Origin of the sequence: Paenibacillus polysaccharolyticus, from assembly GCF_023714295.1 — a bacterium.
Taxonomy (GTDB): domain Bacteria; phylum Bacillota; class Bacilli; order Paenibacillales; family Paenibacillaceae; genus Paenibacillus; species Paenibacillus polysaccharolyticus_A.
The window spans coordinates 63,563-83,888 of sequence record NZ_JAMAUN010000001.1; the positions used below are offsets into that span (position 1 = coordinate 63,563).

Consider the following 20,326-nt stretch of genomic DNA (forward strand, 5'->3'; position numbering starts at 1 on the left):
AGCATGTGGAACCGTTACACCAGTAACAAAACCGCAATCACAGTGAGAGTATGGACCAGCACACGAATACTAACTACAAACACTAACTACACAAACACTAACCTTACCGCCACACACATTAGAAAAAAGTAACTGCTCTAACTCAATTACCACTATCAGCGACTGAGCCATTAGCATGAGTACCACCGAGACCTACGGTCATTAGCAGTACCAACACTACTGTACTAGTACCAGTAGAAATTACTATAGAGAATACAGCGTATTAATGAGGCAAGTTTTTCTAACGATCACCAGAAGCCTTATTTAGGTCATTTTGAAGCTCACCGAATTCTAACGATCACCAGCGACGTTATTTGCCTTAAATTCAGTGATTCCCCTCAAATGTAGGCCAGAAATACGAAAATAGGCTCATCTGTGATCGTTAGATTTTCAAAAGCGCTGAAATGTGCTAAATAGCGTCATCTGTGATCGTTAGAAATTTTACGAAGTTACGATATATGGTTACTGTGGAAAGTAGGAATTCAGTCAGAGCAGCAATAAATGGACGGATGATAGCAATAGAGTTAGGTACGCAGTCTAGGTACTTAGGGCTTGGCGCCGGATATGATGTGTTATGTGACAAAGCATCATTAGCGAATAGGTATGTAAGCAAGCAACGAATCTATGGATTTGGTTGCTTGAACCACAGTACGCGTACGACAGGAAGGGGCTCAAAACGTGGTCACTATCAGTTTGTGTATGATTGTGAAGAACGAAGAACGCACACTGGCACGGTGTCTTGAATCGGTGGCTGACCTTATGGATGAGATTATCATTCTGGATACGGGGTCGTCGGATCGAACGATGGACATCGCTGCAAAGTATACCGACCGGGTCTATACGTATACATGGAATGAAGACTTTGCCGCAGCGCGGAATGAGTCATTCGCCCAAGCTACACAGGAGTACATCTTGTGGCTTGATGCGGATGATGTGCTACTGCCCGGGGAACGGGCGAAGTTTGCGATGTTGAAGGAGCAGCTGCCGTCCGGGGGGAAGACGGCGGGTGTGATTATGGGCTATACGCTGGCCGAGGGGCCGGAGGGAAGTCCGCTGGTGGCGGACCGCCGGCTTCGCCTGGTCAGGCGGGATGCCGGTTGCCGCTGGCATGGCCGGCTGCACGAGCAGCTGCGCTTCCCGCAAGGCGAGGTCATTACGGCAGATATTGCCGTCACCCATCGCCGCGAGGCGGGCAATCATTCGGCGCGAAACGTGCGCATTCTGCGCAAATGGATCGCTGAAGAGGGCATAGCCCAGGGACGCCTGCTGTTCTACTATGCAGGCGAATGTTATGACCGCCAGCGCTACGCGGCGGCGGCACGCGGTTACGCGAAGCTGCTGGAGCAGCCCAGCGGTTACCGCGAAGATCGGCTCATTGCTTGCGCAAGGCTGGCGGAATGCTATGAGCGGCTTGGCGAGCCGGGCCGTAAGCTGGGCGCATTGCTGCAGTCGTTCCAGTACGACCTGCCGCATGCCGATTTTTGCTGCGCCATTGCCGCCTGCTTCCATGAGCGGCAAGAGATCGTCACCGCCATCTATTGGTATATGCAGGCGGTGGATGTAAGCAGCCGTGATCCGGGTCTGCGCCCTGTACCGGCTGCTTGCCGAACGTGGCTGCCGCATGCTCGGTTATCGCTCTGTTATGCCCATCTGGGTAACTGGGAGCAGGCGTTGTTGCATAACACGAAAGCTCGGAAGTATCTGCCGGATGATCCAGGTCTGATCGGAAATAGAGAGAAGCTCGAAGCCGTGATTCGCAAACAGAGGAAAGAGAGAGAAGGATAGCACATGTAAGAAGGAACAAAAACGGAAAGTGAAAATGGGGCATCCAATTGTATGAAGCTAGCAATCCATTGGTGAAAGGGAATCATAACAGTTCTCAAATATAGCAATCAGATATAGCAATCAAATTAGCAATCCAATAAGGGTCTTCTACAGAGGCCTAATAAAAATAAACCCCGTTTAGCCGAGAAAGTCGGTAAACGGGGTTTGCTGTTGCTTTGTTTTAGTATGAACAGTGTAAACCGCGTTTAGAACAACTGAACTTATCGTCCGTATCCATGTTCTGAAGCAAAGTTGTCATGACATGATATTTCATCAGCATATGTTATTCACGATTCAGGTTCCAAACATCTTACATACTGGTCCTTTGTACGCAAGCTGCTGCAAGCCCAGCCCCATCCATCATAAATTTCTTCATCTATATTCAAGGTAACCGTCTCGTTACTATACTCGCTCCAGTTTTCGATGCGAAGGGTATTGTCACTTTCCCATTCGAGGTGATTTCCGCCATGAAACTCTGCGCGATAGATGCTTTTGGCATTCGAAGCGTTTGAATCCGCTGTTTTCCGTACGTCTACCCAGATCGTCACCCCGCCTGCTGCGCCGCCGTAGGGAACACCGTATAGTTCGGCCGTGTATTCTCCATTTGGGGATGACATGGACGAGCTCAGATCGCCCTCGCCCGAACGATCAAATGTGGAAAGATAGGGCCGGAGCGTAAAGAAAAGCGTTAACGCCACGATGGGCAACATAAACAAGGCGATGAATATGGAAGTGTTTGGATGCCTGAGAACCCAAGATTGGTGTGCGTTTATCGGAGATGAATCCGGGCGAGGAGTTCTATCTTTTGTCATAGTCATGCACCTTCCTTTAGAGCGTGATCTGTTTGGCAGGGATATAGATATCCAGTTCTCCGTAATGCTCCTGGGCGAGACTGCCGTCTATTCTTTCAAAATAATAAGCATCACTTTTGCTATATCCGGAATGACTTTGCCAGTATTCATCGATAAATGTCCAGACACTATCCAGATGATCGATATTAATCAGGCTTGGATGGAAATCACAGACAAACTTGAACACGGCATACTGATTGGCAGGTACTTCGATGCCGTTCAGTTCTTCGGGGATATCTTCCAAACTCGTAACTTCAACAGATGGCTGATAGGTACTGTAATGTTCTTTAATCTCACTGGTCAATCCAATGTATACGTTGTCGTGCAGCACGTTAGGGATCAGATGAAAGTACTTTTCGTAAAAAAGGTTGCCTACGGAATTGGATTTATAATATTCCTCGTTATCCACATATCGAATCTGAGATTGCTGACCGATAAGCTTCATCGCAGGTTTCCGTACATAAATCGGATGAAAAATATATCCATACGGAAGGATCGTAATCATCGACGAAGTCATACGAGCCGTAAACTGTAAATCACCAGCACCCTGTTTGCGGTATTGCAAAGGTGTTATCCCAAAGGCCTGTTTGAAAGCCCGAATGTAAGACTGCTCATGTTCAAAAGAATAATGTCCGCTAATATCAATGATCTTCCAGTTCAGATCGACCAGCTGCTCCAGACTGCGGGCCAATTTGCGAGCACGAATATACTCTCCAGGTAACTGGCCGCTGGCATGCTTAAACATGCGATGCAGATGGAACTTGGAGATATGGGTTAACGACGCGAGATGATCCAGTGTCAGCTTCTCATGAATATGGTCTTCTATATAATCAAACAACGTATCCAATATCTGTAGTAAATCTGGTTGCATATAGAATCTCCTTATTTCGTCCTGATTTATGGGGGATAGCAAGAAATGTTCATTTTTTCCTTATCACTGATGATATCATAACCAGATACTTAATTTGATGACAAGATTGGAGTAATTACATATGTTAGCCGACCAAACGATAACAGACAAAAGAACGTATAGGCCCACCCAAATACTAATACGGTTATGGACATTAACTGGAAAATATCGCATGTTCATCATCCCACTGCTCTTTGCGGCTTTGGCTGCCTCATTGGTAGAAGTAGGATATCTGGAATCCATTCGCAGATTGGTCAAAGGGGCAGCGGAATCACAGTTTTCCGTAATGTATTCAGGGTTGATCATCGGCGTTTCAATTGTCGTGCTCCGTGCCGTTGTAAGCCTATTCACAACATGGTTGGAGACGATATTTCAACAGAAAACACAGGTGTTTTTACAGTCTAGGCTGCTACATTCCCTTGTACGAACAGATACACAAGAACTGGCAAAGTATCATACGGGGGATCTCACATCCAGAGTATGGACTTCAGCTACGGAGGCTCAGAAAGGCATCAATCAGCACGGGATTGAGCTTGCGAAAAATATCATACAATTGGTTTTGGCTTTTGCCTATTTCAGTTGGGTGAACTTGCCGCTCACTATGGCCATTATTGCGTTCACGCTCATTTATCCGTTGGTAACAGTAGGGCTTGGACGAAAACTGCAACGAGAACATGATCGATTGAATGCAAGTGCAGCGGCGAGGGATGAGTTGCTGACAGATATCATTCAAGCCCCGGTGGAGATCCGTAGTTACGGACTTTCGAGTCTAATGCAGCAGCAGTTTAGCAGACGAATGAATCAGGTATTTAAGCGTACGATGTCCGTTTCGGTTTTACAGCGTATGACAGAGGCAGCCGGACGCGTGTCCACTTACGGGGGGATGATCCTAATCTTATATCTCGGCGGAATACAGGTGCTACATGGACAGATGGATGTAGGCGGATTGGCGGCTTTTCTCGTCGCAAGTAGTCAGTTGACACGTCCGATCGAAGCACTGTCAGGGCTATGGAGTCAGATCATTGGATCGGCGTCTCAGGCGGCTCGTATTTTTGAAATATTGGATTTGGGAAAAAAGAAATCAGCTGCTGTTCAGCCGCAGCACAAGTTTATGACCGAAGGTGTTCATGTAGACAAGGTTTTCTACAGATATTCAGAGCAAGAAGAAGTGTTATCGAACATTTCTTTTACAGCTGCCCAAGGCAAACTTACGGTAATTACAGGCCCTAGCGGATGCGGAAAAACGACTTTACTGAAAGTGATAGCTGGTTTAAACGCGCCTGCGAGCGGTTCAATCCAGATGAATAATCCAAATGATTCAAATCACTCAAATAATTCAGCACTTGCCTATAAGGACTCTGTGGGATTGGCGGCCCTTAAATACCCTGCTCAGGACATAGAAAGGGATATAAAACACGTTTATGTTCCACAACAAGCCTTCATTTTCTCAGGAACCGTAGAGGAGAATATTAGATTTGGTGCAGAAGGGTTGTCTGTTGAAGAGGTGCAGCTTGCTGCCCGTATGACTCATGCACATGATGCCATTATGAACCAGACGGAAGGTTACAAGACAGAACTTCAGCCGCAAGGTGGACACATGTCTGGCGGAGAACTTCAACGGATCAGTCTCGCCAGAGCAGTGTTAAGAAAACCGGGAATTTTGTTGCTGGATGAACCGACCTCCTCACAAGACCCGTGGCATGAGCAACAGTTGAACGAGCTATTTACGGTGTTAGCTACGGAGTATGACACAACGATCATAGCTGTCACTCATCGGTTAACTTTAATTGAGCGTGCAGATCAGGTGATCTATATGCAGGATGGAGAAGTTATTGACATCGGTACTCACCGTGAACTGTTGAATCGTGAGAATGGTTACCTTGCTTACCTTGCGGAGCAGGATGCCGAAGAACAAATATACGGAGAAGTGCCGGAACAGTTGTAAACAGATCGAAAGAGTAAACGGATCGAAAGAGTAGCCAGATCGATATAGTTAAGACGTCTGAATAAATAACAGGGCAAAAAAGCTGAAGTACTCTTAAAAGTAAATGTGAAGAATTAGATTGAGATATCCCGCGAAGGTAAAGGTAGAAGTATAAGTGAAACTGGGGGAACAGCATGTCATATGAATATGAAGAGCAGAAAGGGAATGAAGCGTGTCCACAAAAGATATGCACATGAAGCATGAAGTATGAAGCATCAGTGTCGATGGAAAATGAACATGAGCGTATAGAGGTGGAGGGCAAGAGCATAGATGGAAGAGCAATATAAGAACTATGTTACAGAGGGAAATGAGCGTATAGATGGAGAGGAACATAAGCACATAGATGAGGAGAGACCTAATAGCAGTGATGAAGATCAGGGTTTGAATAAGGCCAAAGAAGCAGCATCTCTGAGAAAGGTTTGGCCGATTATTGTCCGTTATATGAAGCCCTATAGATGGGCGGTAATCATTATGTTTCTTTTTATTGCGGCGGACGCGGTGTTCGATTGGGGTCTGGCTTTTGTGCAGGGATTTTTCGTTGATGCAATCCATGACGGCGGACAGGAGAAACTGAATGCTACGGCGATAACCTTTATCGCAGTGTTGATCGGGTTTATCGTATTACTGGGGATGCATCGCTATGTGCTAGTACGGCTCAAAGAATCCATGCATAGGGATATGTCAATGAACCTGCTCCAGCTTTTCAACCAGATGCCTTATCCGTGGGCGCGTAGACAGAAATCCGGGGATATGATGCTGCGAATCAAAGAAGATACGAAACATGGTGCGGAAGTGGTGGAAGCCATAGCAGAAGGAGTAACGGTCGTTTTTATTATCGTTCTCTCGCTTGGGTACTTGTATCGTGCAGATGCATGGGTTGCAGTCATTGCACTTGTCAGTGCGGCGGCGATCTGGTTTATGGCCAGGGTATATGACCAGCGCATTATAAGGTTGTCGGATGAAGTGGAGTCTATGGAGGGTGAGTCACAGCAGCAGATTCAGCAATACATGGAAGGTGTACCTGTGATCCAGGCATATAATGCTTCGCCATGGTTTCTCACACGCTTGCGCATGCAGCAACAATCACTTAACCAAGTACAGGCGAAGCTGCAGATGACCTTAAGCATATCCGATAATGTGGCGATGGCCGTATTTGGTCTGGCTCAACTAACAGCGTTATTTCTAATTGCTTTAGCTGCAGCGAGAGGAGCATTGTCTCCAGGAATGGTAGTGGCAAGTAGCTTGCTGTTTGAACTTGTGGTCTGGCCTGTACTAGGCTTGTCCAGTCAGTGGAGCCAAATGCAGTCGAGTATAGGCGCGTTTGCACGGATTTCGTCATGGCTGAATCTAGCGCAGCAAGCGCAACAAAATGATGTAAAAGAATACAATTCAGGGCACAGAGGACTTCCGCAAAATGAACAGCCTGTCCTGACACTGGATCAGGTCACGGTGTCTGATGAAAGCAGCGGTCGAACTATTCTGGATCGGATTACGCTCAGATTGGTACCCGGTGAACTGGTGGCTGTAGTGGGCAGCAGCGGAGCCGGAAAGTCCACACTATGCCAGGTGTGTGCGGGGTTAATCAAGCCGACTTTTGGACGTGTGATGCTGGGGAACGAAGATGTAGAGCAGATTATGGCTCAGGACCAACAATCCCGGCTAACGTATATGCCGCAGTCACCGGCTTTTTTTACAGGCACGATCGAAGAGAATATACGTCTTGGCAGGAACGCTACATTAAATGAAGTAAAACTTTCAGCGGGACAGGCTGGTTTACATGAATTTATTGAGGCCCAGGAAGGCCAGTATGATGCGATTTTGCAAGAAAAAGGAGCAAATCTGTCTGGTGGACAGCGTCAGCGTCTGTCCCTTGCCCGGCTTATGATGAGATCCTCAGATGTGTATATTTTGGATGAACCGACATCATCGCTAGATAACCAGACCGAGCAGTTTGTCATGCAACAACTTCGTCGTTTGGTGCAGGAGAAAACGGGATTGCTGGTGACTCATCGCATGGAGCTCGCTCGTCAATGTTCCCGGATTCTAGTGATGAACCAAGGACGAATTGCCGAGGATGGCACGCATGAGCAGCTGATGGATCAAAAAGGCTTATACTATCGCATGAATGTTAGGGATGCAGCGTCGGGGGAGTAATATATAGAGGAAGGATGTAAAGTTTGATTTTCATGCTATCGTTAAAATAGTATATAATGAAATAAATGTAATAACGGAAAGCAGCCGTTTGTCTCCACCCGGGATGAACGGTTGTTTTATTTGTGTTTGAGAAGGGTCAACCGATTTTACATTAAAACGCGGTTGCTCATTCGGGCTGTGCCCGTTAAACTAAAGGGAGCGGCGTTTTGCTTGACGGACAAGTCATGAGAACGCCATTTTGTTGTCAGGGATGCGGCGCTGGTGCCGCGTCTAGATGTCAGAATCGGATAGAACCAAGCCGGTGCAGGAACACCGGTGACAAGTAAGGAGTCTTTACATGAGTGTGCAAGCACCTACTTTAGAAGAAGCGCAGGGTCTCCTGCAAAAATATTATGGTTACCCCGATTTTCGTGAGGGTCAAAAAAAGATCGTTTCCAGCCTGCTCGAATATGAGGATACACTGGGCATTATGCCGACCGGGGGCGGGAAGTCGATCTGTTACCAGATTCCCGCTTTGTTATATCCGGGGCTGACGCTGGTCGTCTCCCCGCTAATATCATTGATGAAAGACCAGGTCGATGCGCTGACGACCGCGGGCATTGCCGCCGCTTATATTAATAGTACGTTAAGCGGCAGAGAAGTGAATGAGCGCATCCGCGCGGCGCAGCGCGGTGAGCTGAAGTTGCTCTACGTCGCGCCGGAGCGACTGGAGCTGGACTGGTTCCGCGATGAGATGGGGCAGCTGCCGATCTCGTGCGTGGCAGTGGATGAGGCCCACTGTGTGTCGCAGTGGGGCCATGATTTTCGGACAAGCTACCTGGCGGTAGCGCCGTTTGTGGACAGTTTGCCGGAGCGGCCGGTGGTTGCGGCCTTTACGGCGACGGCGACGCCCGAGGTCATGGGCGATATTCTGCGGCTGCTGCGTTTGCAGGACCCGCAGACGTATGTGACTGGACTTGGGCGAGATAATCTCGCGTTTAGCGTGCTACGCGGCGAGAGCAAAAAGGATTTTGTCTTGAACTACGCGCGCGAACATGCCAGCGAGCCAGGTATTGTATACGCCGCGACCCGTAAGGACGTGGACGATCTGCATCAGCGTTTGTTGCAGGCTGGTTTGCCGGCAGGACGTTACCATGCAGGCATGACGGACGATGAACGGGCGCAGAGCCAGGAGCAGTTTTTGTACGATGATATTCGCGTGATGGTTGCGACCAATGCCTTCGGAATGGGGATCGACAAGTCCAACGTGCGTTACGTGCTTCACTACAGCATGCCGAAAAACATGGAGGCATACGTACAGGAAGCCGGACGTGCAGGACGGGACGGCGAGCCGAGTCAGTGTATTCTGTTATTCGGAGCACAGGACATCATCACCCAAAAGTTCCTGATCGAGCAGAACCCGATGGAGGGTGACCGCAAAGCCAACGATTACCGCAAGCTGCAACAGATGGTGGATTACTGTTATACCACACGCTGTTTGCGCAGTGCACAGCTGGATTACTTCGGTGAGGTGCACGAGGACAAGCCTTGCGGCATTTGCAGTTCGTGTACAGACGACCGTGAGCTGGTGGATATGACCATTGATGCGCAAAAAATATTCAGTTGCATTCACCGCATGCGTGAACGCTACGGGGTATCGCTGGTCGCTTCGGTACTTAAGGGTTCCCGTGCCAAAAAAGTGCTGGACTACGGCTTCGATTCCTTGCCAACATACGGGGTTATGGGCAATCGCACAGAGCGCGAAATTGCAGAGATCATCAACGTGATGGTATCCGAAGGTTACCTGATGTTGTCCGAGGGCCAATATCCAGTGGTTCGTTTGCAACCGCTGGCGGTGGAAGTGCTGAAAGGTCAACGCGAAGTCATGCAGCGTGTCGTACGGAAAACAGCAGCTACAGCTTCCGGTACAAACTACGGCGGACGCCGCGGACGTGACGCAATGCCTTCGGCTGTGAACGAAACCGTGTTTGAACAGCTGCGTCTGATCCGCCGTGATCTGGCTGCCAAAGAACATGTGCCATCCTATATTATTTTCAACGATGCCACCTTGCGCGAGATGAGTGTGGTATGTCCGAAGACAGAACGTGACATGCTGACCATTAAAGGGGTCGGTGAGGTCAAGTACCGCAAGTACGGACTGCCGTTCCTGGAATTCTTCCAGAAACAATCGGGTGAAGAAGTGGATACAGACGATGACGCCTTTTATGAATATGAGTGATATATGATAGTGATATGTCATGAGTAATGAGGATAAATGACAAGAGACAAGTGATATCTAATCAGTGATCTGTGATCCGTGACCTGTGCTTGAAGACTAATCTTAAACCTAAAACCTAGAGGTTAGAGATTGTACTAAAGCCTAGGAGATAGGAAATAGACACAGACAGAGATATGGGAAGAAACAGAAGCAGAAACTTATATAAATTGGACTAAAGAAAACGACATTATGCTGATTAACGGTCGATGATCGTCAAAGTGCCTTGGAATGGGGCAAGAATACCAGCCTTGAGATGCTGCTCAAGTAGAGGATGGAAATCTAACGATCACCATGGAGCTTATTTGCCCTGAATCGGGGACATTTGAAAGCTAACGATCTCCAGGAAGCTTATTTCATTCAAAATCCTGAAAAACGAGTCTGATCAAGCTGATTCTAGCAGAATAGCGTCTCTGGGGATCGTTAGAATTTTCCAAAGCCCGAATATGCCGAAATAAGGCTTCTCCTGATCGTTAGCGCTCGTAGTGGAGGGCAGCGGACTTGCACTAGCATAGGTGATGGGCGATATTTGACTAATGTGCATGGATGGATGAGCATATCGGAGTGGATTGTGCGCTGAAACGTGAACAGAAACAAACTAGAACTAGATCATACGCAGATAAAGAAGTAGAACAAGATAACGAACAAGATACGAAGCAACACAAGAAGCACAATAAGAACCAGTACCAGAGCCAAGATCGGGATAGAAACGGATTCAAAAATCAGGATAAGTATCTCATAAAGTGTGTCCCTGCTGAGTAGACAAAACGAGAGAGATTGTCTTTCAAAGGGTGGACATGGATGTTGAAGGTTGCTGAGGAGTGCTGGTGCAATATATAGAGATTTTGATGGGATTAAGTCTATATATTGTAATTTTTGTCGGCCGGGGAGTGTATGTGTTTTTAAAAGAGGTGTCCACTCTTTGAGAGACAAAATAGGAATTTGTTTATGAGGTGTGGACGGTTATAACATAAGGACTGGTTATTAGATCTTATTTAAGATCTTGTTTTTAGATCTTGTTAATAGTTCCTGAGCGTGTGTTGGTACTATTAAGTGATGCGTATGTACTTGCGCGGTTGTCGTTGTGGTTTTTTGCAAGTATGGCCATAGATATGGCTCGGAGTTGCATTGGAGGTTTGTCTGAACAGCATCCGGGGCAGGATGGCTGTGGAGCTTTACTTTTCCCAAAAAATATGTGGTCTGGGTGTCCAGGCAAAGGTTGTGAACCATGAAGGTAATTTTATCGACTTTGAATGCAAAGTACATCCATACCTCGCTGGCGCTGCGGTGTTTGAAGGCGTACAGTGAGAAGGATTTTGATATTGAGCTCGCGGAGTATACGATCAAGGACCCGGTCATGAATATTGTGTCGGATCTGTACCAGCGCGGGGCGGACGTGATTGGGTTTTCGTGTTACATCTGGAACATTGAAGAGACGATTAAAGTGATTGATAATTTGAAAAAGGTTATGCCTGACGTGAAAATTTTGCTGGGCGGGCCGGAGGTGTCCTACGACACCGAATATTGGATGAACCGGATTCCTAATGTCGATTTTATCGTCATGGGTGAAGGGGAAGAGACGCTTCATCAGCTTTTGACGGAGCTTGAAGGCAGCAAGAAGTTTCATTTTGTCTACGGACTGGCGTATCGCAAAGGGGAAGAGGTTATTCTCATGCCCGGACGCCCGAAAGCGGATTTGAACGATCTGCCCTCACCGCATCGATTTGAAGAGGATATCCCGGAACTCGGGAAGCGGGTTGTTTATTTCGAGACCAGCCGGGGCTGTCCATTTAGTTGTCAGTTCTGCCTTTCCAGTATTGAGGTCGGCGTGCGGTATTACGATATCGAGCGGACGAAGTCGGACATTCTGTACCTGATCGAGAAGGGTGCGAAGCTGATCAAGTTTGTAGACCGGACTTTTAATATTAAACGGGATTATGCGATGGAAATGTTTAAGTTTTTGATCGAGAATCATCAGGGAACGGTGTTTCAGTTTGAAATTACGGCTGACATCATGCGTCCCGAGGTGCTCGACTATTTGGCAGAAAATGCGCCGCCGGGTACGTTCCGCTTCGAGATCGGAGTTCAGTCCACGAATGATCCGACGAATGAACTGGTGAAACGCCGTCAGAACTTTGCCAAGCTGAGTCGTACGGTGAATAAGGTCAAAGCCAGCGGCAAGATCGACCAGCATTTGGATCTCATTGCAGGACTACCAGAAGAAGATTACAATACGTTCCGTAAGACGTTTAACGATGTATTTGCTCTGGGACCGGAAGAGCTGCAGCTCGGATTCCTCAAAATGCTGCGCGGTACGGGTCTGCGTCTGGATGCAGAAAAGTATAATTATACGTATATGGATCATGCGCCGTATGAAATTTTGGGCAGTGACGTGCTGCCGTTCAGCGACATTGTACGCCTGAAGCGGCTGGAGGATGTGCTGGAGAAATACTGGAATGCACACCGGATGGATCATACTTTGAAGTATTTGATGGAGCAGGAGTTTAATTCACCGTTTGATTTCTTCCAGGCCTTTGGCGATTACTGGGAGGGTCAGGGCTGGCAGAAGATCGGGCATCAGCTAGAGGATCTGTTCACTCGTCTGCACAGTTTCCTGGAGTCACGGAACACGCCGCATATGGATATCGTGCTTGGTCTGATGAAGCTGGATTATTTCCTGGGACATAAGTATAAGCCGCGTAAAATCTGGTGGGACGATGTGCTCCAAAAAGATCAATGGGCAGGCTATATGAAAACGTTGGCTGAACGTCCAGAAGACGTTCGATTGCCTCGTGTTGCCGGTGCCTCTGGCTCGGCTTGGCTAGAAAGCAGCGGCGCGAGTGGAGCAGCCGCTGCGGGAACTTCGGCGGCTGCCGGAGAGGACACTGCCGCGGATGCGGCGGGTGTGATCGGCAGCCATGCCGGGGATGTTGCGTCGCTTGCAGCGCGCGACGCAGTGGAGTCCGCCGCGGATGGAGCGGCGGACCTGGGGCAAGGCAACGCTTCGCGTGCGTTGCCGATGACCTCGGCCATGACCGCACAGACGGTCATGGGTGCCCGTGCTTTCGCCGATCTGGGACTCGGCGAAAAGGAACTGCAGAAGCACGCCGTACTGGACGTGCTTCCGTTCCGGCTTGAGCGTGTGCTTGCTGGCGCCAGCCCGCTTGCCGCGAAAGGCCAGACGCTGCTGGTCGTGGTATACCAGCAGCACGAAGACCAGCAGGCGCAGTATTACATGCTGCCGCTGGGAGAAGAAGCCGCTGCCATGTAGATGCAGCGACCATAGTTCTCAAAGCATCGGAAGATCATTGGATTCCCTTACGGGATGAAGATGATCTTCCTTTTTTTATTTTACAAATTCAATAGAACTCATATATCCAATTAAGCTGAAGGAGAATGTCGTATGAACAACCGAACAGAAGCTTCCATCATAATAACCAAAGATTCTGCTGTTACATTATATGTGCAAATTCCATATAATACGGTGCACATTCAGCGCATTCGTCAGGTAACAGGGAGAAGGTGGGAGACTGATGCAAAACGATGGATCATTCCCTACTCAGACGCATCTCTTCAGGAGTTTACAAAGCACTTTGATGCGCTAGATGTAGAGATCTCCCCGGAGTTGTGGGTATAGAGTGAGCTTTTAAGGAACTGGAAGTTAAGTGGAGAGCAAACACAATGGAAGAGGGAGGAATTGCAGCAAGGTTTGAAGTTAAGAGGATACAGTCGGAAAACGATTAAAGCATACTGCAATCAGATTGAACGATTTGTGGCCAGTCTTCCTCAGATGAATACAGAAATCCGTGCATCTCATGTTCAGGCATATTGTTTGAATCTGCTTGAGCGTGGAATCTCTCATTCCAGTGTTAATCAGACGATTAGTGCGATTCGATTTTATTGTAAACATGTGTTACTTCATCCTGCCGAGTTTCAATATATACGTCCCCAAAAGCAGGTGAAGCTGCCCAATGTTATGTCCGAAAAAGAAGTTACCCTAATGCTGAAAGCTGTGACTAATCTCAAACACAAGACAATTCTTTATCTAACCTATTCGGCAGGGCTTCGTGTCGGCGAAGTCGTTCGTCTACGCTATAGTGATCTGGATATTGAGAGTCAGACCATTATCGTAAAGCAGGGAAAAGGTCAAAAGGATCGGAGAACTCTTCTCTCCAACCTTGCTTGGAAAATAGTGCAGAAGTACATTGCCGAATATAAACCCGATCGTTGGTTGTTTCCGGGACAATCATCAGATCGACATCTTACGGAGCGTAGTGTACAAAAGATTTTTGAAGAAGCCAGACAACGAGCGGGTATTGTAAAAAAGTGTAGCATTCATGCTTTGCGGCACTCCTTTGCTACACATTTGCTGGAAAATGGAACAGACCTGCGCTATATTCAGGAGCTTCTTGGTCATACGAGTGTACAAACAACGCAACGATATACGCATGTCAGTACGAAAAATATTCAGCGTATTCAGAGCCCGCTGGATCGTATGGACATGGGAGAGTGAATATCTCAAACTTCTCCCTTTTTCACCAAATTTTTCTTCGCAAATATCGCCCCATAGGTTATCATATACGTAGTTCAGATATTACCTTGGAAGTGTGGTATTTACGAAGTACATAAATTAGATGTTATTCGACAGAACTAAAAAATATACACAAAGAGGAGCTCGAAAATATGAAAGATTATTTAAGGGAACTAGAGGTAGAGAAATTGAATATAACTGGAAGGGAAGGATTACCTTTTTGGACAATTATACATTTCTTTGAAAGAACTATAGCTCATCATATGAAGGTAACGACTATTCAAAGGATATGTGAGTTAACAGCTCAAGGAGCTCCAGATAATTATTTTTATATTGCTAAAAATTCTGTAGATGTATACCAAGACGAAAGAGTTGAATTCAATCAATTTAAAGATTTTAAAATATTAGAAAGCAAAGATAGACATCCCGAGGCATTTTGGGATCTTATTGTTAATTTGAAGAGACCAATTGTCTTTTTTGATGATGGGATTGAGAGAATACCATTGTATGATTTTACTTATAATGAGGCGTTAAGAATAACATCATTTAAGGAAAACTCACCCTTTAATGCAAATTTAGAAGGGGCAGGTGGATCTCTAGTAGACCTTTTCTATGCCAGAGAAAGGGAAGAAAGGTTAAGAAACGAACATCTAAACAATTATTTGGGCCAAGCAACAGAAAATATCGAAAGAATTGTTCGAACTAGTCAAGTTATTGAAGATCCTAACACTCCGGCTGGTGTACAGTATTATGCTCGTATGAATTTAATGAAGATAATGAGAGCTCAAGACAGACTTAATGAAAAAGTCGGTATTAATGATATACATATAGATGAAAGGGTATAGATTATCTGATTATCTGAGTAATTCGATGTAGCAGTTCCGTCGTATAACATCATATTCGTGCATCGGGCATATGCCCTCGGTCCGGCTCGAGGGATTTCGGAGAAGTAGACGCAGCCAGACACATCCGACTTCGTCGGACGTCTTGAATACAGGAACGTTAAGCGCAACTCCTGTAAGGAAATGATCTGTATAGCGTTAAAGCTATCTAAAGACTAAGTAATTCAATAAGCCAAGGAAAATAGGAGTATATATAATCAAATAGAATATTATGTATGTGCATTTAATGAAATTACTTAGCTTGAAACTATCTAATAAAGAGAGCTTTTCTTTATTTAATTATGAAAAATAATGATATTCAATTGTGAGGAAAGATGGTGTTTACAAAGATGAGTAATAAAGATAATACAGTCATTTGGTATCAGGCAAATAGAGATCTATTCAAAAGGCTAGCTATGAAAGTTGAGTTGATTTTGAAAGATATTCTTGAATTAGAAGGAATACCGTATCTTGATGTCACAAGTAGAGCGAAAGATTTGGAAAGCTATACTCAGAAAGCTCAAAAAGATAAATATGATGATCCAATCCAACAAATAAAAGACATGGCAGGAATAAGAATAATTGCTTATGTAGAATCTGATGTTGAAAAAATATCTAAAAAAATCGAATCAGAATTTCAAATTGATTGGGGAGAGTCAGTCAATAAGTCTACTACGATGGAAGTGGATAGGTTTGGCTATCGTTCTAATCATTATATTGCAAAGTTATCAGAAATTAGATGTGAGCTTCCTGAATTCAAAACATATAGGAATCTCTGGTTTGAAATACAAGTTAGGACAATTTTGCAACATGCTTGGGCTGAAATTGAACATGACAGAAATTACAAAATGAAAGGAACTAACCTTCCTAACGAAAAGGATATAAAAAGAAGATTTTATTTACTAGCTGGAATTCTTGAATCAACTGATAGGGAATTCAATTCAATTGTAAATGATATTAATCAATATGCAAAAGAAGTTTCAGAGGATACAAAAGAAGGAAATATTGATATACAAATAAATGCCGTATCCCTTGAAGAGTTTCTCTTAATCAAGTTTTCAGAAGAAATAGAACAAGAAAACTTACGTCCTGATTTCGGTAAAGCTATTAATATTATTGAAGAAATTAATGGTTACGGTATTAACACGTTAAGAGAGTTAGATAACTTAATCCAAAGTTCAATTCAAAAAGGAATTGTTTCAAAGATCTTTGAAATTGATAATGTAAAGAACTTCACTAGTTTCCTTAGACTAATCATGATAATTAATGATCCTGAATTATATTTTACTAAAGGAATGAAAAGAAAATGGAGAGCAAAGAAACCTTTTGTTGAAATACTTGAAATTAATGGAATGAATATTCAAGAGTTAGTTGAGAAATATGGTTTCAAAGAAGTGGAAGAATAATTGCTTAATTGATTTCATTAGCTTCATGTTCGCTTTTAAAAGTTAAACTTATATAGAAATTAACTTTGAGAAAATATGTTTAGCTAAAAAGTTAGGTATGTCTTTCTGAAAACTAGATATTTCTCTAAAAGTGAAGCCTAATATAATTTGATTAGAAAAATGCAAGTGATGACTGCTTAGAAAATACTTAAAGGATCCAGGAACCAAAATTAGTTCTAACAGCTAGAATTCGGACGGGACAGATACTTGATACTTAATTGAATGATACTTTAGAGCTTGATTCTTGAATTTTTCATTGTAATGTTGAAATTATTTATTCATATGATTCAACTCTTTCTTTATACCTTTATTTAGTCTCATTTGAGAGTCTGTTCGCTTATATTCTAGCTCTATTTGAGGTGAGAATTTTGAAGAGCTACTTAGATCATCGAAGTATTCTCAGCGGTGAGGAAACCTTCGAGAGTAACGCACGAAGACAGAAGCAACACTTAACATAATATTCACGCTGCGTGCATTTGCTCTTGATCCGGCATTTGCCAGACACATCCGACTTTGTCGGACGTCGTGAATACGAGAACGTTAGCCGAAAGATCACTAAAAGAGAAAAAATAAAAACTATAGGAGATCGAATGAAAAAAGAGATTATAGAATATCTGAACATTAAATTTCCGAACTTGAGTAGTGAAATACATATTAGATTTGAACTTGGAGAACCTTTTCCAAACGGATCAGACCGAAGAATCAAACAAGTGAATAAAAGAGCGATAACGATATTCGAAGAGATTTTTGACCCGGATGATTTTATTTTTTTGTATATCAAAGATTGGGACAATCGAGAAGATCCTATGTTTGGGAATACAACGCCCGAATATCTTTATGAGCTACTTGATGGAAAAGTCATCGAAGAAGAAAACGGTTTTGAATTAGATGAAGATGAGGACGAAGAAGGAAACGCTATTGAGATAAAGAATGAATATCAAATTAAAATCTTAAATGGACTTGTTTCTTCCTTTCCTTATCGCAAAATCCTTGAAGGAATTAGTCACTACGAACAGGGAAGAGAACCGTCACTAGGTCAAAGTGTATTTTTCATCAGTAAGAATAAGGACATTATATTTCACATGTATGATGATAGAGGTTGTATCATTCATTCAAACTCGAAGGAACAGTTAAGACCACTTTATGTAAAATACAATGATTGGATAGTCGATTACTGGAGAGATTACTTTGACAGAGTGTTCAAAGAAGAGTGATCCATCGTCTAACATAATATTCACGCTGCGGGCATACGCCTTGGGTCCGGCTGTCACCGGACACCCGACATACGTCGGGTCGTGAATACAGGAACGTTAAGTGAAATTACAAAAGATAGTCAGTGATTGATTTGATCAAATATGTTTGAAGAATATGAAAAAGAGAGAATTACATGAAAGATAAATCACGAAATTTAATAAAGAGGAGGAAAGTTAATGAGTTATCAGAAATTTTCGCTAATACCTGGTCAAATAGATATAGTTACTTCTAAAGGTGAATCTAATTATCAAGAGGTTCTGAACGATTTTGATTCAGCAGATTACATTTTTGTGACGACCTATAATATATCTCAGAATAGAAAAGCATTACTGAGTTCATTAAAAGGAGCAGCGGCACATGCAGAAGTCAGAATTGTAACCAACATACCGAATCGTTATGAAACTTATTATGGAGATAATGTACGTAAAAAAGCTAGTGAAAGTATAAATAATTATACGAAGAAACTTAATAGCAATGATAACGAAGAATCGATAGGCGCTTTCTTTAACTTTCAAAATCATTCTAAAGTTATTCTTACAAACAACATAGCATATATTGGTTCCGCTAACTTCTCTGAAGAGAGCAATAACAACAGAGAAACTGGATTTATAATAAGAGATAGAAGTCTCATTCAAGTTGTGATAGATAATCTTGTTCCAATAATTTTAGATGAAAGCATAAGATATTATGGAAATTCTTTCGAGGAGAAAAAGCTTGTATTATCTTTACTGGCTTCTCGCCTTGAGTCTGCTTCTATAAAAATTGAAGAGGAATCTTATACGTATGTTGGAAGATTTGAAGAAGTGAAAACTTATAATCATTGGGACCCACAACTTCGTCAAGAATCATTAGAAGGTTTACTAGAACTTTTGGAAGAAATCGAAGATGAAATATATAGAATCAATGAATTGTATGAAACAGATGAATTTGCAGACCTAATAGATTCAGATTCCATCGAACAAATTAAAATTCTATGTTCAGAAGACGACAATATCTCAGAATTGGCAAGCTTCAATGAGAATCATTATGCTTCAGATTTGATTGCTGAATGGAATGTTCATAATGACGATATGGATGAAGCTGCACAACGAGCCTCAGATCAGACTTTTGAGAGAAAACAAGAGTTAGCAGAAGCCGCGCAACAAGATATAGAGAGTCTTTTCTTGAATATTCAAAGAATTCAGAACAGTTTTGAATTAATCATTAGAAAGCTTGAAGAATTAGAAGATGAACAAGAAACAAATATTGATAACACATAATTTGAAAAAATTGAGTGGGTCGAAGCTAAAGACTCACTCAATTTTAAAATGATACTTATAAGATAAAAAAGTAGTAACTTCACTTAACATAATTTTCACGCTGCGGGCATACGCCCTGGGTCCGGCATACGCCAGACACTCGACATGCGTCGAGTCGTGAATACAGGAACGTTAGATGAAACTATCTGAAAGGATATCAAAGTGCGAAATATGATTGAAATTGATGAAATAATTAACTCTATACAAGAGATTATTTGTAAAGCCAAAAAAAACAGCATATTACATTTTGACGAACTAGCCTATATTTTTTCCACAAGTAAAAGTGAATCATATATACGCGATAACTTAGCTATGCTGCTACAAAAGAAATACAGGGACTTGATTATTGCTAGAGAATATTTGGACAAAGATTTACAAAGTGGGAAATCGAATGAGAGATTTGATATATGTGTTATTGAGCGGACAACCGAGAATTATATAAAACCTCTTCAAATTATTGAGTTAAAGAATTGGTACTGTCATGATATTCGTCAAAAAAAAGTATGGACAGCTGTTGAAGAAGACTTAAACAAAATTAATAATCTTTCAATTAGAACAGGATCCATTATTGGAGGAATTGTAGTTGTCACCTTCACACATGTAATGGGTGAACTTACTAACCTTCACAGCGGAATAATAAAGTATCAAGAAGATATTTATAAAGATTTGCAAAGAAAGAGTTCTTACAAGTATCCAGAAGATATCCTAAAATACTTTGAATCAAAACTTGGAAGTGATTTTTGTATAAAAGAAATAAAAACAGATCAAGGAATGTATCAGGAAAGGTTAGTAATTAATTATTTTTATGTAATTTCTAAGAAGTAAAAGCTTCATCTAACATAATATTGAAGCATCGGCTCTTGCGTAGCCTTGGTCTGCTAGAGGTATTTCGAAGAAGCAT

Annotated in this window: 14 protein-coding genes; 12 read left to right on the plus strand and 2 right to left on the minus strand. The window is 43.5% G+C overall.

What is annotated here, in order from left to right; all coding sequences use genetic code 11:
- The first annotated feature begins 717 nt into the window (after positions 1-717).
- A complete protein-coding gene (locus M3629_RS00300) occupies positions 718-1,824 on the plus strand; it encodes a glycosyltransferase family 2 protein (protein WP_251502389.1) in 1,107 nt (368 codons plus the stop codon).
- A 326-nt stretch (positions 1,825-2,150) separates the two neighbouring features.
- Here the strand turns inward: M3629_RS00300 and M3629_RS00305 are convergent, their stop codons facing one another.
- Complete coding sequence (locus M3629_RS00305; RefSeq protein WP_251502390.1) at positions 2,151-2,675, minus strand: DUF5412 family protein; 525 nt, start codon at positions 2,673-2,675, stop codon at positions 2,151-2,153.
- A gap of 16 nt (positions 2,676-2,691) precedes the next feature.
- Complete coding sequence (locus tag M3629_RS00310) at positions 2,692-3,585, minus strand: AraC family transcriptional regulator (RefSeq protein ID WP_251502391.1); 894 nt, start codon at positions 3,583-3,585, stop codon at positions 2,692-2,694.
- A gap of 211 nt (positions 3,586-3,796) precedes the next feature.
- Between M3629_RS00310 and M3629_RS00315 the strand changes: the two genes are divergently transcribed.
- From M3629_RS00315 to M3629_RS00365, 11 genes are all read left to right on the plus strand, one after another.
- Positions 3,797-5,569 carry an ABC transporter ATP-binding protein gene (locus M3629_RS00315; protein WP_251502392.1) on the plus strand — a complete coding sequence of 591 codons (1,773 nt, stop codon included), beginning with the start codon at positions 3,797-3,799 and terminating at the stop codon, positions 5,567-5,569.
- Between the two features lie 309 nt (positions 5,570-5,878).
- A complete protein-coding gene (locus M3629_RS00320) occupies positions 5,879-7,762 on the plus strand; it encodes an ABC transporter ATP-binding protein (RefSeq protein WP_251502393.1) in 1,884 nt (627 codons plus the stop codon).
- A 337-nt stretch (positions 7,763-8,099) separates the two neighbouring features.
- Entirely contained in the window at positions 8,100-9,980 is a 1,881-nt protein-coding gene (gene recQ, locus M3629_RS00325) for a DNA helicase RecQ (protein ID WP_090921798.1), read from the plus strand.
- Between the two features lie 1,264 nt (positions 9,981-11,244).
- A complete protein-coding gene (locus tag M3629_RS00330) occupies positions 11,245-13,287 on the plus strand; it encodes a B12-binding domain-containing radical SAM protein (RefSeq protein ID WP_251502394.1) in 2,043 nt (680 codons plus the stop codon).
- 132 nt (positions 13,288-13,419) lie between these two features.
- Positions 13,420-13,653, plus strand: coding sequence for a hypothetical protein (locus M3629_RS00335; RefSeq protein ID WP_251502395.1), 234 nt, complete (start codon positions 13,420-13,422; stop codon positions 13,651-13,653).
- Between the two features lie 60 nt (positions 13,654-13,713).
- Positions 13,714-14,529, plus strand: a complete 816-nt coding sequence (locus M3629_RS00340; RefSeq protein ID WP_285887954.1) for a tyrosine-type recombinase/integrase — start codon at positions 13,714-13,716, stop codon at positions 14,527-14,529.
- A gap of 170 nt (positions 14,530-14,699) precedes the next feature.
- A complete protein-coding gene (locus tag M3629_RS00345) occupies positions 14,700-15,392 on the plus strand; it encodes a hypothetical protein (protein WP_251502396.1) in 693 nt (230 codons plus the stop codon).
- 386 nt (positions 15,393-15,778) lie between these two features.
- Entirely contained in the window at positions 15,779-16,834 is a 1,056-nt protein-coding gene (locus M3629_RS00350) for a GTP pyrophosphokinase (protein WP_251502397.1), read from the plus strand.
- A gap of 629 nt (positions 16,835-17,463) precedes the next feature.
- Entirely contained in the window at positions 17,464-18,087 is a 624-nt protein-coding gene (locus M3629_RS00355; RefSeq protein WP_251502398.1) for a DUF3885 domain-containing protein, read from the plus strand.
- A gap of 216 nt (positions 18,088-18,303) precedes the next feature.
- Positions 18,304-19,386, plus strand: a complete 1,083-nt coding sequence (locus tag M3629_RS00360; protein ID WP_251502399.1) for a phospholipase D-like domain-containing protein — start codon at positions 18,304-18,306, stop codon at positions 19,384-19,386.
- Positions 19,387-19,596: 210 nt separating this feature from the next.
- Positions 19,597-20,250: a hypothetical protein gene (locus M3629_RS00365; protein ID WP_251502400.1), complete on the plus strand. Its 654-nt coding sequence runs from the start codon at positions 19,597-19,599 to the stop codon at positions 20,248-20,250.
- Positions 20,251-20,326 lie beyond the last annotated feature (76 nt).

Coding starts and splice junctions, on each gene's coding strand:
- M3629_RS00305 (WP_251502390.1), bottom strand. CDS start 2,675: ATGACAAAAGATAGAACTCCTCGCCCGGATTCATCTCCGATAAACGCA.
- M3629_RS00310 (WP_251502391.1), bottom strand. CDS start 3,585: ATGCAACCAGATTTACTACAGATATTGGATACGTTGTTTGATTATATA.
- M3629_RS00315 (WP_251502392.1), top strand. CDS start 3,797: ATGTTCATCATCCCACTGCTCTTTGCGGCTTTGGCTGCCTCATTGGTA.
- M3629_RS00320 (WP_251502393.1), top strand. CDS start 5,879: ATGGAAGAGCAATATAAGAACTATGTTACAGAGGGAAATGAGCGTATA.
- recQ (WP_090921798.1), top strand. CDS start 8,100: ATGAGTGTGCAAGCACCTACTTTAGAAGAAGCGCAGGGTCTCCTGCAA.
- M3629_RS00330 (WP_251502394.1), top strand. CDS start 11,245: ATGAAGGTAATTTTATCGACTTTGAATGCAAAGTACATCCATACCTCG.
- M3629_RS00335 (WP_251502395.1), top strand. CDS start 13,420: ATGAACAACCGAACAGAAGCTTCCATCATAATAACCAAAGATTCTGCT.
- M3629_RS00345 (WP_251502396.1), top strand. CDS start 14,700: ATGAAAGATTATTTAAGGGAACTAGAGGTAGAGAAATTGAATATAACT.
- M3629_RS00350 (WP_251502397.1), top strand. CDS start 15,779: ATGAGTAATAAAGATAATACAGTCATTTGGTATCAGGCAAATAGAGAT.
- M3629_RS00355 (WP_251502398.1), top strand. CDS start 17,464: ATGAAAAAAGAGATTATAGAATATCTGAACATTAAATTTCCGAACTTG.
- M3629_RS00360 (WP_251502399.1), top strand. CDS start 18,304: ATGAGTTATCAGAAATTTTCGCTAATACCTGGTCAAATAGATATAGTT.
- M3629_RS00365 (WP_251502400.1), top strand. CDS start 19,597: ATGATTGAAATTGATGAAATAATTAACTCTATACAAGAGATTATTTGT.